Annotated in this window: 12 protein-coding genes; 4 read left to right on the forward strand and 8 right to left on the reverse strand. The window is 52.5% G+C overall.

Annotation, left to right across the window (positions count from 1 at the left end; translation table 11 throughout):
* Nucleotides 1–144: 144 nt before the first annotated feature.
* The 3 genes from cysK to HY774_03695 form a co-directional block, all read right to left on the reverse strand.
* On the reverse strand, nucleotides 145–1,068 hold the full coding sequence (cysK, locus tag HY774_03685) for a cysteine synthase A (GenBank protein ID MBI4747560.1): 924 nt from the start codon (nucleotides 1,066–1,068) through the stop codon (nucleotides 145–147).
* A 297-nt stretch (nucleotides 1,069–1,365) separates the two neighbouring features.
* A complete protein-coding gene (locus HY774_03690) occupies nucleotides 1,366–2,034 on the reverse strand; it encodes a hypothetical protein (protein MBI4747561.1) in 669 nt (222 codons plus the stop codon).
* A 368-nt stretch (nucleotides 2,035–2,402) separates the two neighbouring features.
* Nucleotides 2,403–3,137, reverse strand: coding sequence for an NYN domain-containing protein (locus HY774_03695; protein MBI4747562.1), 735 nt, complete (start codon nucleotides 3,135–3,137; stop codon nucleotides 2,403–2,405).
* 194 nt (nucleotides 3,138–3,331) lie between these two features.
* On the opposite strand from HY774_03695, the gene HY774_03700 reads away from it, so the two are divergent.
* The 4 genes from HY774_03700 to HY774_03715 all read left to right on the forward strand — a co-directional run bounded on the left by HY774_03700 (nucleotide 3,332) and on the right by HY774_03715 (nucleotide 6,715).
* Nucleotides 3,332–3,628, forward strand: coding sequence for a YggU family protein (locus HY774_03700; GenBank protein MBI4747563.1), 297 nt, complete (start codon nucleotides 3,332–3,334; stop codon nucleotides 3,626–3,628).
* Nucleotides 3,629–3,811: 183 nt separating this feature from the next.
* On the forward strand, nucleotides 3,812–4,978 hold the full coding sequence (locus tag HY774_03705) for a radical SAM protein (protein ID MBI4747564.1): 1,167 nt from the start codon (nucleotides 3,812–3,814) through the stop codon (nucleotides 4,976–4,978).
* Between the two features lie 191 nt (nucleotides 4,979–5,169).
* A complete protein-coding gene (locus HY774_03710) occupies nucleotides 5,170–6,177 on the forward strand; it encodes a VWA domain-containing protein (GenBank protein ID MBI4747565.1) in 1,008 nt (335 codons plus the stop codon).
* Between the two features lie 22 nt (nucleotides 6,178–6,199).
* Nucleotides 6,200–6,715, forward strand: a complete 516-nt coding sequence (locus HY774_03715; protein ID MBI4747566.1) for a hypothetical protein — start codon at nucleotides 6,200–6,202, stop codon at nucleotides 6,713–6,715.
* Nucleotides 6,716–6,824: 109 nt separating this feature from the next.
* Here the strand turns inward: HY774_03715 and HY774_03720 are convergent, their stop codons facing one another.
* The 5 genes from HY774_03720 to HY774_03740 form a co-directional block, all read right to left on the reverse strand.
* Nucleotides 6,825–7,631 carry a biotin--[acetyl-CoA-carboxylase] ligase gene (locus HY774_03720; protein ID MBI4747567.1) on the reverse strand — a complete coding sequence of 269 codons (807 nt, stop codon included), beginning with the start codon at nucleotides 7,629–7,631 and terminating at the stop codon, nucleotides 6,825–6,827.
* Nucleotides 7,632–7,680: 49 nt separating this feature from the next.
* A complete protein-coding gene (locus HY774_03725; GenBank protein ID MBI4747568.1) occupies nucleotides 7,681–8,103 on the reverse strand; it encodes a hypothetical protein in 423 nt (140 codons plus the stop codon).
* Between the two features lie 179 nt (nucleotides 8,104–8,282).
* On the reverse strand, nucleotides 8,283–9,143 hold the full coding sequence (gene nadC, locus HY774_03730; GenBank protein ID MBI4747569.1) for a carboxylating nicotinate-nucleotide diphosphorylase: 861 nt from the start codon (nucleotides 9,141–9,143) through the stop codon (nucleotides 8,283–8,285).
* Between the two features lie 723 nt (nucleotides 9,144–9,866).
* A complete protein-coding gene (locus tag HY774_03735; protein ID MBI4747570.1) occupies nucleotides 9,867–12,608 on the reverse strand; it encodes a valine--tRNA ligase in 2,742 nt (913 codons plus the stop codon).
* Between the two features lie 132 nt (nucleotides 12,609–12,740).
* Nucleotides 12,741–16,256 carry a response regulator gene (locus HY774_03740; protein ID MBI4747571.1) on the reverse strand — a complete coding sequence of 1,172 codons (3,516 nt, stop codon included), beginning with the start codon at nucleotides 16,254–16,256 and terminating at the stop codon, nucleotides 12,741–12,743.
* Nucleotides 16,257–16,324: the final 68 nt, after the last annotated feature.

Genomic DNA, 16,324 nt, shown 5'->3' on the forward strand with positions numbered 1-16,324 from the left:
CATTCTTTCGCCAGCGGCTGAAGACCATCACTGGATCCGCACTGACTTCAATTTGGAGAGAGCAGTACTCACTTCAGCAAGCTCGTAGAGGGGGGTCTCATTGGTCCAAAGGACAATTTGGTATGAGCTGGTGTTGAAACCAGGTTATTCGTCAAAAATTCCCTTGCTCATATAGCGTTCGGCACTGTCAGGCAAAATGGTCACGACATTTTTCCCAGGCCCTAATCGTTTTGCGACCTCGATGGCGGCATACACATTGGCACCACTCGATCCACCACACAACACACCTTCCTGGGCAGCCAGGGCACGCACGGTGGCAAAAGCATCATCATCCATCACGGCCACAATTTCACTACATACTTCCTGATCAAAGTTGCCGGGAATAAAGCTGGTTCCGATGCCTTCAACCCGATGTGGTCCCAGTTGACCACCGCCTAAAACTGACCCTTGGGTCTCAACGGCAACACAGACAGCCTGAGGGTTGCGCTCGCGCACGTAACGCGCCACACCACTGAACGTGCCCGCCGAACCACACCCGATGACAACCGCATCCACTTTTCCATCTAACTGCTCGTAAATTTCACGACCAGTGGTTTCGTAGTGGTAACGTGGATTGGCTGGATTGCTAAATTGTTGCGGGACAAACGAATCTGGAATTGTTTTGGAGAGTTCAAAAGCTTTGTCAATGGCGCCTTGCATCCCCAGTTCATTAGGGGTGTAGACAATTTCACCACCCAATGCCTGAGTCACTTTCATCTTCTCAATGCTGTATCCTTCAGGGACACACAACACAATCCGGTAACCTCGGGCCCGACCAATCAATGCCAGACCAACGCCGGTATTGCCCGCTGTTGGTTCAATAATTGTTCCGCCAGGTTTTAAGAACCCCTGTCGTTCAGCATCGGTAATCAAGCCCATCGCGGCACGATCTTTAATGCTGCCGCCAGGGTTTAAATATTCAAGTTTTCCGTAGACATTGGCTGCTCCGGCGGGAACAACATGCTTGAATCGGAGGAGCGGGGTTTTCCCGATAAGTTCAGTAATATCTTCTGTTACACCTAGAGCCATACCTTTAAGAGCGCCTTTCGTTGACCTGTTCGAAGATTTTTGGCTGAATCCACAACAAGCACAAAAGCCGTGACCGGCTTCTTCTAACCCGGACCTCAGAAAAAATTGTGAGGGAGATAAAGACAAGTGGGGGTAAAAAAATGTGCAAGATAAAAAGATCGCCAGCTAAACAGTTGGTTAAACTGTAGCTGGCGATATTACCTCAGGGGGGGAAGGGTGTCAAATTACCCCCAATTTGATGAATTGAAAAAACAGAAAAGCCTGGAGCATTCCTGTTTTTTATTGATAAAACAAGGGTTACGACAAATCGCGCCGATGATCCGGGCTGATTGAAATTTCTTCAGCCTCATTGTGCTCGCGGGTGAAGAGCAAATACCCAACCCCGACCACAATCACAAACGCGAGCATAATGATGATCAAAAAAGGCCAGGGGACGGCTGGATTTCCTTTTTCAGTTCCTGAAAAGGCCAGTAAGAAAATGGGGCCGATCACCAAACTGACAAGTCCGACAATCGGGGCCGCCGTGCTAATCCAGTCGTAGGTTGGCGTGGCGATACGCTCACCCACCAATGCCCCAGCTAAGGCCGCAATCACAACGGCTGCCATGGCAAACAGAAGGCTGAGAACAGCACCTTTTTTGAGGGCATACGCCATCAACAGCACATCTGCAAATTGAAGGGTACCGGCTGCTTCACCCGCCTGGGTCGCACTCAATGCGGAAATAGTCGTATTGAGCGTGATCGCCAGCAGCGAGACCAGCAACGGCTCTAAAATAATCACGTGGTCAGCCAACAGCCCCATGACCAAACCACCGCCAAAATAGGCTGCCAGCGTAAATCCCAACATGATGTAAAAAGTGGTTTCCGGGAAATTTTGTCCCAGTTTAAGTCCAAAGAACGCAGCCAGAAACTGCATTCCGAACATGATGCCAAACCCGAGCAGCAATCTTTTCCATCGTTCGTCCATGGTGGGTCTCCTCTACAGTGAAACTGTCACGATGTTGGTCTTGCTCCAAAATGTGTGCAGGTAGCCGCCTACCTGAGTTCAGATCGTTTGAAAGTACTGCGAGTGTAAAGCTTGAAGGGGTAACAAGAAATGGAATGATCTTCTGTTTTGTGTTACGAAATACAGGGAACCGATGTTTGTCCAAGTTTCCCAAAATCTTGGGTTTAAACGGGTTTATTGCTGATAGCAATGTACGTTGGCGTGCTGACCTGTGTCAAATACCTGATGAGTATTGAGAAGAGGAATCCATAGTTCTTTATTGAGACTGAGCAGGGGTTCAATTTTTTTGTTTTTCAAAGAAGCGAACCGTCTTGCGTTCGATCAGGTGATTATGAAACATCGTGGGGTTCCAGCGGTGCCGTTGGCGGAGCTTCGGGCATCTGCCGGTCTGAAGGCCACTCCTGGCGTGGCTGCCCCAGTGATCCACTCGGGGTACGCTCAGTTCCATTCCAGTCCTGGCGTAAGGCCCCCGAACCAGATCGCTCACCAGCCCATTCAGGCGGATAGCGACGATGGAGGTTTCCGGTGTTGTACCGGTCGGTTTTGGCAATTTCATGGACCAGTAAGTCAAGTTCGATAAACCGATCCGCCACGTCAATCAAGCGTGGAGAGGTATTGCCTCGAAATCCGGCAATCTCAACCCGGACGCCTTTGTAGGCAACGGCATTGACTGCGTAGGCAAAATCCTCATCTCCGCTGACCAAAATCGCGGTGTCATATTTATCAGCCAGTGAAAGCATATCCACCGCGATTTCAACATCGAGGTTGGCTTTCTTGGTACCATCAGCGAATGTTTTTAATTCTTTTTCAACGACCCGATACCCATTGCGACGCATCCAAAGCAAAAATCCTTGTTGCCGCTCTGCCTGCTGATCTACGCCGGTATAAAAAAAGGCCCGGAGTAGCGTATCATCCCCCCGAAGTATATCCAGCAGTTTGGCATAATCGATTTCAACTCCAACGGATCGTGCAGCGTGAAAGAGGTTGTTCCCATCAATAAAAATAGCGACCTTACCTCGATGGGAAGAGGTAGGACGGCTTGGACGACCATTTTCGTGCGCCATAGGAAATCTCCTAACGGAAGGCGACATGCAGTGAACGAGATACTTGGTGAAGGATGAGCGAAAATGATTGTATCCTTCGCTCCGTGTAAAGGTCAATTCAGGAGCCAGAAAACCGTCCAGACTTTTCACAAGTTTGCTCAAATACCCGGACCTGACTCAATAAATTACTCTTTTTCAATATCTTGAAAATTTTTATGCTTCCATATCTGGAAAAACCTGAGGGGATTACCTTTGAAGTCAAAGTCCAGCCCAACGCCCCGCGTACCCGCATTCTGGGTCAGCATGACACGGCGCTGAAACTGGCACTGGCGGCACCGCCGGTGGATGGGAAAGCCAACGCCGAATGTATCCGGTTTTTGGCAAAATTTTTTGACCTTTCCCGGAGTCAAGTGGACATCCTGACTGGCGAAACCACACGCAACAAAGTTATTCTGTTACGTGGCCTTTCAGCCCAGGCTTTTGAAGCCAAACTGAAGCAAATTGAACTGTAAGGGTACCGGTCGCCAGGCTCAGCGCAGAACGGTTGACTGGTTTTCAGTGGTTCCCTATGGTGTGCGACTCCATACTCAAGCGAACCTCACACCTCAACTCATCAATCACGTCTTTTTTCAGATCAAACGCAAGTACCGCAACGGCATTCCGGCCAGGTCTGGTACGCACCGAAGGATTGTTTTATGAACTACATGACCAAAGAAATGCTCAAACGCTATGGACGTATGGCGTTGGGGCAGATTTTCCCGCCGATCTTTCTCAATATTCTCGTGACCTCGGTGTGTGATATGCGGTGTGTGCACTGCTTTTTCACCGAAGAACTCGATGACAAAGACCGCAAAAAGCTCCAGATGAAAACCAACAACATCGTTCGCATCAGCGAAACGCTGGGCGGAAATCTGGGCGTGCTGGTGATTGCCGGCGGTGAACCGTTTACCCGTATTGACCTGCCACAGATTGCACGTGCCTTTTATGAAAACAACAAGCTAGAATCCATCTACCTGATGTCGAATGGTCAGATCCAAAAGCGGATTCTGCCGGATGTCGAACGCATCCGGAAGGAATGCCCGAATCTGAATGTGACCGTGGCGCTTGGAATTGATGGGCTGGAAACTGAGCACGACAAAATCCGTCAAAAGCCGGGAAGCTGGGCGAAGGCCATCGACACGGCCTTTAAACTCAAAGAACTCAAAAAAGAATATGGCGGCATTGATATTCAAACCTGCACCTGTTTGATGAATTCAAACCAGGATCGCATTTTTGAATGGTATGACTTCCTCAAACATGAACTGAAGCCAGACAAAATCAACGTCAACTATATTCGGCCCCCCTCAGCCCGCCCGGAAGAACTCAACATTGATCTGAATCGGTACCAGAAACTCTCCAAGCAGATTCTGGATGATTCGTGCAGCGCCTCGTTGAAAAATATCTACACCGGCGATTCGGGCTTCTTCAAAGCGGCGATTGATATCTACATGCACGAACTGATCGCCAAAACACAGGTTGAGAACAAAGCCCAACTGCGGTGCTGGGCTGGAACGGCTGGCGGTGTGATCTATGATGAAGGCACGGTTTCAAGCTGCGAAAACCTGCCCGCTATCGGCAACCTCCGCGATTTTGACTGGGATTTTGGCGCGCTGTGGGCATCACAGGCCATGGCTGACCGACGCAAACACGTCAAAAACGGCTGCTACTGCACCCACGAAAGCAATTGCTATTACCCATCGCTGGCCTTCAATCCGGGCCATCTCGTGAAGATCAAGCGACTTGAACGCAATATCCGCGATTCATTCCGCGAAGCTGAAGCCCGCGAAAAAGCCACAGGTCAGGTTGCGGTTGAAAGTCGTTAAACTCGGGCTGAAGAAAACGGGCTTGGGGCGTTTGAAGGGATGAGGGATGAAATAAAACCAATTCTTCATCCCATCGCCTCCAGCTCTGAGCCCAGGTCTTGTGCCCAAACTTCTTCGCCCCATCGTCATGTCATTTAGTTTTTATGATTGTTCGATGTGTTTTGCTTTGTGTCTTGGTGATTTGGGGAGTTTTGTCGGCTCCTTCGGGTCTGGCACAGAGCGGACGCAAACCCGAATCCCCGCCATCTTCCAACACCCTCCCCTTCCCCAACGCCAATCCTTCGCAAGATGACGTCATCAGCCGGGTTCGAACCAACGAAATCGTGCTCCCGGTGACGGTCCGCAACGATTATGGTCGGCTTTCAACTGATTTGAGTGCCCGAGATTTCATCATCGTCGAAGACGGCACCCGCCAGGAAATCACCAGTTTCAATACCCAGCGTGTTCCGCTCAAAGTCGTGCTTCTGCTCGATGTTTCAGGCAGCGTCTTTTCGGAAATGGAGGCCATTCGCAAGGCTTCGATTGAGTTTGTGCGCCAGCTTTCACCCGACGATGAAGTCGCCGTGATTCAATTTGGAAAATCGGTTGAGCTACTCCAGAACTGGACATCAGACCGGGCCAAAATCGAACGCGCCATCAACTGGGAGTATCGAGCGACCCAGGCAAATTTCACCGAAACCCATCTCTGGGATGGCATGTTTCTGGCGGCAGATGAACTGCTTCCGAAAGTTGAAGGCCGTCGCACGATCTTGCTGCTCACCGATTGTGACGATAATGGCAGTCGGGTCACGGATGCTCAGGCGCTCGGCGCCGTCGTGCGCTCAAACTCCAGCCTCTATGTCATCAGTAAAGCCCGTGCAATTGCTGAAGATATCAAACAGAAATATGGTGGGAAACGCGGGGCGATTGCTGGAACCCGAAGTCAGGCCAATGCCCTGTACAATCGCTTTATCGAAGACGAAGCCCGTATGTCCCAGCTTTCCGAGCGATCTGGCGGCAAATTGTTTAATGCCATGAAAAGCGAAGACCTGACGACCGCTTATCGTCAGGTCTGTGAAGAACTTCAAAGCCAGTATGTTTTGACCTACATTTCAAGCAATGAAACCCCAAAGTCAACCTTTCGCAAAATCTCCGTCATTGTGACGCGTCCTGGGATGAAAGCCAGTTGGCGCGAGGGCTACTATTTGGGAAGGGATTAGCCGAGGGAAGAACGAGGTGTTTATGGCATCTTTTGCCGTGAATCAGGTTCATTTAGCCCGGCGGTGTGAAATCTGTCATCAATCCGATGTTTTTGATCCGCAAACCGAAACCTGTGCCCGCTGTGCCAGGGTCTCTCTCAAGAATCAGCTTCTCTCAGTATGTGAACCAGCACGAACACCTGCCAAAATTGTCTTGGCGAAAAGAGCGCAGGAGGCAAAATTGGGGAGTCATACATTCTCCCCAGATCAACCTCTACGGTTTGGATTTGTTGTCACTGGTGCGATGCACTGGGCAGGATTGATGTTTTGGGTGGCCGGGCTTGTATTTTTTAAGCCGGGCCAATCAATTGAAATACCTGTTTTTTTGACCGGGCTTGTTTTGTGTTTGGGAATTCCAATGGTTATGCCATTTGTGGTTGCCAAAAAACGCGGCTGGTCCTGGTTTTCTGGCTATCAAATAACACTGACTGTCATTGGATCAACCCTCAGTTTACTGACCTGGGTGTTGATTTATGTCACGTTGGGGAAGATTCACTAACCGGCTTGCCACTCATCTATCAAATTTCAGATACAGAAACCACGGAACACACAGAACACACAGAAGTTAAAACCAATTCTTCCAATGGTTTCCTTCAGCCACTCGCTTTTCAGTGGTCAGTGCTGTGGGCACTGGTGACGTCGCCGCTGAGGACCTCGTGCACGGTTCCATCTTTGAGTTCCACCCGGAGTGCGCCGTCGGCTCGAACCCCACGCGTCACGCCTTCAATCGTTCGATCTCCAAGGCTGATCCGCACCCACTTGCCATGGACAAAGCTTGAAAGCGAAGCCCACTCCTCGACAATTGATGAGGGATTTTGTTCAAATGCCTGGTAGCTTTTATCCATGGCGCGCAAAAACTCGCTCACCACATTGATTCGAGCCAGTCGTTCACCGGTTTCGAGGAGCAGCGATGTGGCTGGATATAACAGCCCATTCGGAAAGGTCTGATGATAGAGGTTTAACCCAACTCCCAAAATGACATAGGCCACTTTATCACCAACCAGGCCGGATTCGACCAGTACGCCACAGACTTTTTTCCCGTTGATCAGCAAGTCATTTGGCCATTTGATGTCAACATTGACGGCTCGGACAGGCTTTGTGACTTTGCTCACCGCCCGTGCCATTGCCACCGCACCCAGGAAAGAAATCAGCGGCAGCCGATCCAGTGCAATTTGGGGACGGAGCAACACCGAGAGATAGAGCCCTTCCCCACGGGTCGAAATCCACTGGCGCTGATGTCGCCCGCGCCCTGCGGTCTGCTCATCGGCAATGACACAGAGCCCTTCCTGGCCACCGCTTCCAGCCAGTTGCTTGAGCAAAGTATTGGTTGAAGGAAGGCTGTCATAGACGCGGATATCTCCGCGAAGTCGGTCAAAAACGTAGGGTGTGGTGGAAAGAAGTGTGAAATCATCCATGGAAATTGTGGAGTGCGGCCCGCTTGACGCCGCTTTGTGAGATATTGAGTTACGCCTCTGGATGGAGCTGGCGCTGAACAAGTTCGACAAACCGGTTGGTGGCATCCAATGCCGCCCGTGACCCAGCCGCCAGACAATCTGACTCTGGGCCACGGGTACGATAGGATCCGAAAAGCTGAACCCGACTTTCGTTATGTTCGACACGGACCAGCAACACGATCAGGTCTCTGCCAAACGCCTGAGTCCGTTCAAACCCTTCCAACGAGCACTTGAGCAAGTGCTCGGTAAATACCTCCACGATTTCAAGCGTGGCAGTTGCGGCCAACCCAATCGGAGCATCTCCGACAGCCTGCCCTTCACGGCTCGCACGAAAGCGTTGGTCGCCATGTGAACAGTGAATCGTCACCCGACATTGATTCTCAGGTAACGATTCGACCACAACACCTTCAAAACGAAGTCTCAGTGATTGCATAGATACAGCGAAGTAGCGAACCATAGCGAGTAGCGAGTAGCGAGTAGCCAATCAATCACAGTCTGAATTTTGACTTAAACCCATGGGTTCCACGGGTGCATACTGAAAATTGCTTGATTTTTCAAATTGGAAAAATTTTGTTTTACTACTCGCTACTCGCTACTCACTACTCACTACTATTAGGAAAGTGTCATTTTCAGGCTAATGTCAGCCGCGGGAACAGAATGGGTTAAAGCTCCCACTGAAATCAAATCGGCGCCGGCCTCGGCATAAGATCGGACCGTCTCTAACGTGATTGAACCCGATGCCTCGACCAGTGTTTTGCGCCCGGCGGGTTCATTGGCGCGAATGTAGTCAACTGCTTCCCGAATCTGCTCCGGAGTCATATTGTCCAGCAAAATGACATCCGCTGCCGCTTCGACAGCTTCACGGACCTGGTTCAGGTTGGCGGCTTCGATCTCGATTTTGAGCAGGTGAGAGGCAGTTTGACGGGCTCGATTGATGGCCGTGGTCACTCCACCGGCGAGAGCAATATGATTATCTTTGATCAACACACCATCGTCCAGACCAAAGCGATGATTACGACCGCCGCCGATTCGAACCGCATATTTGTCAAAGACTCGAAGACCTGGCGCCGTTTTGCGGGTATCACAGATGCTGGCCGAGGTGCCCTCGACGGCTTTGACATAGGTTCGGGTCAGTGTGGCAATCCCTGACATCCGCTGGAGCAGGTTTAACGCCACTCGTTCGCCAGCCAGCAGAATATGAGCGGGGCCGGCAATCCGGGCCACTTCGGTTCCGGCTGGAATGGTATCCCCATCAAAATAAAAGGCTTCAAGCTGAAGTTCGGGATCGAGCCATTGGAAAACGCATTCGGCGACTTCGAGTCCCGCCAGGACAAGTGACTGTTTCGCCAAAAATCGGCCTCGGGCATCGGCTTCGGCGGGAACAACAGTGCTGGTGGTGACATCGCCCCGCCCCAGGTCTTCTTCAAGAAATGAGGCTACTAAGTGCTGAATAAGGTTGTAATCAAGTCGCATAATTTTGAAAGGCAGAATGGAGAATTGAGAATGAAAAAAAGTGGTTAGTGGCTAGTGGTTAGTGGCTAGGGAGCGTTAAAAAATAAGTTCCTGGGGCGCGTTCTGCCTCGTCCAGGTTTTGGTCTTGCACCGCGAAGCGTTGCCGTTCGGATAGCCGGTCGGTTGGCCGCTTTGGGCCTACCACCGGATCCAAAGGCCACCCCTGTTGTTCCTCGCTTCGCCCGCGCCCCTGCGGGGCGCGGGCGAAGCGAGGAGCACTGGAGAGAACGAACCCGTTCCCGGTGGTAGCTCCCAAAACCTCGCAACCACCGGCTATCCGAACGGCAGCCCTCCGGGATGCTCAATCCAAATGCCTGATTCCCAAAAGAAAACGGGAAGTTGATTTTTTACAGTCCCTTAGTTCTTGGAAGGTATTGATTTCTAATCACTAACCACTAATGCCAGTTAAGAATTGAAAAAATGATCGGATTTGAACCCGCGAAGCGGGTGGAAGGCTCGTAGCCCAGGGTGCAACCCTGGGAAAACGTTGCCTCCTCACCCCGCCCGGTCAGCCGCCTACGGCGGCGGCTGACCGGGCGGGGAAAAGGCGGGGAATGACCCGAATTCCCAGGGCTCGAAGACTCGCCCTGGGCTACGAGCCGGCGCCCACTTCGTGGGCTGAGAACCAAAACGGCTTCAACTCTTCACTGGCATCACTAACCACTTTAATCATTCTTCATTCCTTTAGTTCATCATGGCCAGAACTTCATTCAGTTTGGCCAGTTTGGTTTCAAGTTCCTCGCGTTGAGCATTTTTCTCAGCCACGATATGTTCTGGTGCTTTTGAGGCAAAGTCTGGCGCGCTCAGTGCCGCCAGTAATCCAGTTAACTGCTTCTGGAGTCGGATCACTTCGTTGGTGAGCCGGGTCTTTTCCTTCTCAAGATCAATCACGCCTTCCAGCGGAATCGAAAGTTCGACTTCGGCCAAGACAGCTTTAGCGGCCAAACCAGTCGCAGGTAATTCCGGCGATACATTCAGGCTTTCAACCCTGGCCAGCCGTTTGATCGCCCATTCATATTCCCGGACCATATCCGCCAGATGTTCGTTTGGTGTGGCCACATTTAAGGTAAAGAACACCGACGGAGAAATATTCATCTCCGAACGAATATTGCGCACACGGGTGATAATTCCGGTGAGCACCTCCATATCCTGATGGGCTTCTTCGTCAATGAGCGACCGGTCCCCGGCTGGGAACGGAGCGATACAAATGCTCTCCGGCAGATCAGTCTCACCATTGGCATCACGCCAGATTTTCAACCGCTGCCATAACTCTTCGGTAATGAAGGGCATAATCGGGTGCAACAACCTGAGCGATTGCTCAAGCACGGTCACAATCTGTTGCCGGGCGGCTTTCACTTCCGGTGTGACCTGGGTTGCGGTGACCAGTTGTTTTGAGAGTTCGATGTACCAGTCACAGAAATCATCCCAGAAGAAATGATAAAGCGATTGCGCCGCATCGTGGAACCGATTGTTTTCCAGGGCTGCATTGACATCAATTGCGGTTTGATTGAGTTCCGAAAGAATCCAGCGATCTGGAAGCGAATGCGGGACCGTTGAGTCACCGCTATCGGTTTCAACTTCGGTTCCAGTTTCAAGGTTCATCAAGACGAAGCGGCTGGCATTCCAGATTTTGTTGGCAAAGTTCCGAGCGGCTTCCATTTGCGGAAAATCACTGGGTTCGTCCTTTTTCTTCTTTTCCTGGAGCTTAATATCATTGCCGCTTGTCACGGCGGAAACCAGGGTAAACCGTGCGGCATCTGTTCCATAGCGAACAAACACTTCAAGCGGGTCCACCACATTTCCTTTGGTCTTGGACATTTTCTGCCCCATTCCGTCACGCACAAGGCCCGTGATATAGACCGTTCGGAATGGCACGTCATCTATAAAGTAGAGTCCAAACATCATCATGCGAGCCACCCAGAAAAAGATGATGTCAAAGCCAGTGACCAAAATAGTGGTGGGATAATAGGTTTTCAGGTCTTCGGTCTGGTTTGGCCAGCCAAGTGTCGAGAACGGCCAGAGTGCCGATGAAAACCAGGTATCAAGCACATCCGTTTCCTGCCGTAATGCAACCGTCGGATCACCCAACCGTTCGCGGGCTTCGGCTTCCGAACGTGCCACCACCAGCTTTCCTTCCGGAGTATACCAGGCTGGAATCCGGTGTCCCCACCAGAGTTGACGCGAAATGCACCACGGGCGAATGTTTTCGAGCCAGTCAAAAAACACTTTTTCCCAGTTGTTGGGCACAAACTGGGTGCGTCCGTCTTTGACTGCCTGGATGGCTTTCTGAGCCATGTCCTTCACATCCAGAAACCACTGGTCGGAAATGAGTGGTTCAATCGCGACCTGTGACCGCTGGCAGTGACCAACCTTGTGGGTATAGTCCTCGATTTTTTCCAGCAAGCCCTGCTCGGTCAGGAGTTCAATCACTTTGGCGCGGGCTTTGTAGCGATCCAGTCCAACAAAGGCTTCCCCGGCTTCAGCCGTCATTTTGGCGTCTTTACCGATCACGGAGATGAATTCCAGATTGTGCCGCTTGCCCATTTCAAAGTCGTTCGGGTCATGAGCCGGGGTGACTTTGACCACACCCGTTCCAAAGTCCATTTCAACCAGATGATCAGTGATAAATGGAATGTCACGACCGACGAGCGGCAACACCACGTGTTTGCCGTGGTACTTTTGATAGCGTTCGTCATCGGGGTGAATGGCCACCGCCGTGTCACCAAGCATGGTTTCTGGTCGAGTCGTGGCGACAACCACATATTCATCGCTGTCTTTGATCGGGTACTTGATGTGATAGAGCTTGCCCTTGACCTCTTTCATTTCCACTTCGAGGTCAGACACCGCAGTGTTGAGCACCGGCGACCAGTTGACCATATAGGCACCGCGGAAAATCAGCCCTGCGTCATAGAGGCGGACAAACACTTCGCGCACGGCTTCGCTCAGGCCATCATCAAGCGTGAAGCGTTCGCGTGACCAGTCAACGCTGACCCCTTCGAGGCGCATTTGCTTCTGGATTGTGCCGCCGGAATGTTCGCGCCATTCCCACACTTTTTGCTCAAAGGCTTCGCGACCAAGGTCCAGGCGACGAATTCCCTGTTCATTGAGTTGGCGTTCAACGACCATTTGGGTGGCAATTCCGGCGTGGTCGGTACCGGGCAACCACAAGGTTTTGAGTCCCTGCATTCGTCGCCAGCGGGTCAGGGTATCCATCAACGAATGCTGCAAGGCGTGACCCATGTGCAGATAACCGGTGACGTTTGGTGGGGGAATGACGATGCAATAGGGTTCACCGTCGCCCTGAGGTTGAAAATACCCTTTGTTTTCCCAGACTGGGTACCAGTTTTGTTCAATCTGGGCCGGGTTATACACTTTTGGAATTTCCTGTTCGGTTGGTTGTGCTTTTGGTTGTGCTTGTTCGGTCATAAATTTGAAAATTTTTGGAGTTGAGGGTTGGTGCTTGCCCAGTCGCCGCTCAAAAAAAGCAAAGCGGATCAACTGGTACATGGTTGATCCGCTGCTTTTCCTTACAACAAATTACGTCACTGTTTGGCAACCTTACCGGGATGAACTTTTCAGAGCACCGCTTTCAAGATGTTGCTTAATGAGCAATTCGGCCAGGTCTGGGACAACTTCCCACGCAATTTCGCGGACCACTCGATCAGAGAGTTCTACGATAACGCGTTCTACAATCTGTCCGACGACAGCTTGTGGAATCTGGGCAATGTCCGTTACTTCAGCCGTTACGACCGGCGCGGCGGCAACTGGTGGCGCGGCTGCGGCCATACGCTGGATCAGTTGATCAATGACAGTTTGCGAAATCTGGCTGATATCCGTGACTTCAGTGACCACCGGGGCAACGGGAGCGGGGGCGGCACGCTGCACAATGTACTCGATCACAGATGGGGAAATCTGACTGATATCAGTGACTTCAGTGACCACCGGGGCAACGGGGGCCGGTGTAGCGGCTGGGGCTATACGCTGCGTAAGTTGATAAATCACCACTGGGGAAATCTGACTGATATCCGTGACTTCAGTCGTCACCACTGGGGCTGCTGGTACCGCTGCGACAGCACGTTGCACCAGTTGATCAATCACGGACGGCGAAATCTGGCTGATGTCGGTCACTTCAGCCGCCACAATCACCGGGGCAACCGGGGCTTCTGCAACGGCTGGCGCCGCCGTTTCGGCCATGACGACTTCTTCGACTGGAGCTTCTTCCACGGCTGGTGTTGGAGCTTCTTCCACCGGTTGAGCTTCAGTCACAGCTTCAGCAGCTTCGCCGCCAGAAAATGCTTCGGTTACAAGTGGTGCGGCAAGCATCGTGGCACCGACTGCGGCCACAACACCTGCGGTTAAGCCCGAGTCAGCTTCCGCGACCGGTTCTGGTTCGGCCACTGAAATGGCCTCAACCGGGACTTCTTCCACAACTGAGGTTTCACTTAACGTAACAGCGGCTTCTTCAGCCACGGGTGCGGCAAATTCTTCAGGGGCAATGGGTTCTGGCTCAACCAGAGCTTCGACCACCGTCTCTTCGACAGGTTCGCTCACCGGCAGTGATTCCAGGGTCACGGCAGGTTCTTCAATTGTATGCGGAACAGCTTCAGTTTCAGCCACCAGTTCAGCCGTCTCAACTGGCGGAGGCGGCAATTCGAAAACAGGTTCCGCCTGTTCAACGACGGGTGGAGGCAACTCAAAGGAAGGTTCGGTGACCGCTTCATACACCTGAGCTGAAACCTCGGTCGGTTCGGCAACTTCCACCGCTTCAACCACTGACTCCGTGGCGGCGGCTTCAACGACTGGCTCAGGTTCAACTGGTGGCTCAACCCTGAAGGCTTCGACAACCGGTTCAGAAACCTCGGTAATCGGCTCTGTCACCACAAATGACGGTTGGGCTGTTTCTTCAGCTTCAACCGGTTCTGGAGCCAGGGCAAATTCCGGCACAGTGGCTGGTTCAAGTACTGCCGTTGGGGTTGGTTCCGCGGCAGCAGCTTCTTCGAGCGGCTGAATTTCAGCCAGTGGCTCGGTTCTGGCAGCCGGTGGCGGCTCAAATACAATCGGCAATTCTTCGGTTGGTTCTGGCGGGAGTTCAAACACGGCTGGGGCCGCGGCGCCAATCGGAGTTGGTGTCTGTTCTTCAATCACAACCGGGGCTGGGGCTTCAACCACAGGTTCAGACTTACGTCCTGACACCACAGCGGCCAGTTCTGGCGGCATAAATTCGGTGTCAACTGGCTCAGTGTCATCGCCTGGCAACTCAAAAACGGGCATTGACGGCGGTAGCGGCGCAGGAACTGGTTCAGGGAGTGGTTCACTCGCCATTTCAACCGGCGCTTCAGGTGCCGCCACTTCAACGGGCTCAAACACTGGGGCCGTTTCGGCCACTGGCGCTTCAAACAGAGGAGAAGGCTCAGGCACTGGCGCTTCAAATAGAGGAACTGCTTCAGCAACTGGCGGTTCTGCCACTTCCACTGGGGTTTCAAACGTTGGAGCCGCTTCCACCACTGGCGGTTCAGGCGTCTCAACTGGTGGTAACTCCAGTACTTCAGCTTCTGGAGCCAGGGTGGGTGCCGCTTCTAAAACCTCAGCCAGCGGTTCAGGCTCAACAATCGGTGACGCTTCCGCAATTGGCGGAGAAGAAAAAACCAGAGTTGAAGGCGCCTCGGCCACTGGCTCATATTCAACCGGTGAAATCTCTTCGACTGGCTCTTCAATCGGGGTTTGATCAAACGAAGGAATCGAAGCAATTTCCAGCGTTGGCGGAAGTTCGGGTTGGGTTGGTGGAGTTGTTTCGGGGGCCGCCCAGATTGGTTCGGTTGAGAGCGGCGAAAATGCAACCGGGGCTTCGAGTCCTGAGGGAATGACCACGGGTTGGGCTTCGGCCATCGGCTTTGGGATGGAAGAAACAACCGCCGCTTCCGTACCTGGCAAGGCAGTTGTTTCGACGACACTTGGGTCAAAAACTCCCTGAACCGTAGCCGTTGACGCTGCCACATCGGCGAAAGTATCCAGCAACGGATCACGCACCGACTCATAACTGACCGCCGTATCAAGGTAATCCAACTCCAGCGGAGACTGCATATCCACCGATTGGTAGGAAACTACATCATCGGCGTGGAGAGAGGAGGGCGACGGGACAGTCGGCGGGGCTTTGACCGTTTCAAACTGGCTGGCACTGGGTTCCGGGTACGCCACCCGAGGAGGCTGAGCCAACGTGGGAACATCAAGCACGGGCAGCACAGCTTCACTCCGGGCAGGTGGCGCCGGCGCCGGGGTTGGGGTTAATGGTTCCAAATCCGGATGCTTCCCATCATCAATATGACCCCGTTCGACTGGTCCCAGTGGGGCAAGCGGCTCCATTCCAAACGGGGTTGTCACCACTGGTGGTGGGGCAGCCGGTGTCCCGGCATCAAACGAAAACCCAATTGGTTCCTGTTGGAGCGCAGAAGGTGACGAAGTTCCAAAAGGTTTGGTGGCAATCGGCGGTTCCTGCCCAAGTTGAAAGCCTGAATCCACAATGGGGGCTGGGGGCACCGTGATTGGGGGTGGCGCCACAGGAACAGGTGGTGGCGCAAAAACAGCCGGCGGCACAACAGCCGGCGGGGCAGGATAAATCGGTTTCGGTGCTTCCACTGGCGCATAGGGGTTGACCACTGGCGGCGGTGGTGGCGGTGGAGGTGGCGTAAAAACAGCCTTTGGCGGTTCGATCTGGTCAAGCAATTTTTTGACGGTTGCCACCAGCGCACGTGATTCAAACGGTTTGGTCAAATGACCATCGGCTCGAACGCGCGCGGCTTCATTTTTATCAAATGGCTCGAAGGCGCCCACCAGCAACAAAACCGGAATCCGATTGAATTCCGGGTGGTCCTTAATGTACCCGCAAACTTCGTACCCGTTCCGACCGGGCATAAAAATGTCGGCTAATACCAAATCGGGGCGCACATCTTCAAGCTTATGAATGGCTAATTCCCCATTCCCTACGGTTACGACATCGATCCCTTCGTCAGAAAAGGTCAAATTGACGACCTTCTGGATGGTGATACTGTCGTCGGCGAGCAGGATTTTCCGTCCCATCCGAGACCTCCACGGTAAATGAATGAAAACTTTGGCTGATTGCGACCCAGGTATAGAGAGATGAGCGG

Source organism: Acidobacteriota bacterium (genome assembly GCA_016208495.1).
Classification (GTDB): Bacteria; Acidobacteriota; Blastocatellia; order Chloracidobacteriales; family Chloracidobacteriaceae; genus JACQXX01.

Excerpts from the sequence above, each read along its gene's own strand:
- HY774_03720 (MBI4747567.1), bottom strand. The coding sequence starts at position 7,631 with ATGGATGATTTCACACTTCTTTCCACCACACCCTACGTTTTTGACCGA.
- HY774_03690 (MBI4747561.1), bottom strand. The coding sequence starts at position 2,034 with ATGGACGAACGATGGAAAAGATTGCTGCTCGGGTTTGGCATCATGTTC.
- HY774_03700 (MBI4747563.1), top strand. The coding sequence starts at position 3,332 with ATGCTTCCATATCTGGAAAAACCTGAGGGGATTACCTTTGAAGTCAAA.
- nadC (MBI4747569.1), bottom strand. The coding sequence starts at position 9,143 with ATGCGACTTGATTACAACCTTATTCAGCACTTAGTAGCCTCATTTCTT.
- HY774_03735 (MBI4747570.1), bottom strand. The coding sequence starts at position 12,608 with ATGACCGAACAAGCACAACCAAAAGCACAACCAACCGAACAGGAAATT.
- HY774_03725 (MBI4747568.1), bottom strand. The coding sequence starts at position 8,103 with ATGCAATCACTGAGACTTCGTTTTGAAGGTGTTGTGGTCGAATCGTTA.
- HY774_03705 (MBI4747564.1), top strand. The coding sequence starts at position 3,812 with ATGAACTACATGACCAAAGAAATGCTCAAACGCTATGGACGTATGGCG.
- HY774_03740 (MBI4747571.1), bottom strand. The coding sequence starts at position 16,256 with ATGGGACGGAAAATCCTGCTCGCCGACGACAGTATCACCATCCAGAAG.
- HY774_03695 (MBI4747562.1), bottom strand. The coding sequence starts at position 3,137 with ATGGCGCACGAAAATGGTCGTCCAAGCCGTCCTACCTCTTCCCATCGA.
- cysK (MBI4747560.1), bottom strand. The coding sequence starts at position 1,068 with ATGGCTCTAGGTGTAACAGAAGATATTACTGAACTTATCGGGAAAACC.
- HY774_03715 (MBI4747566.1), top strand. The coding sequence starts at position 6,200 with ATGGCATCTTTTGCCGTGAATCAGGTTCATTTAGCCCGGCGGTGTGAA.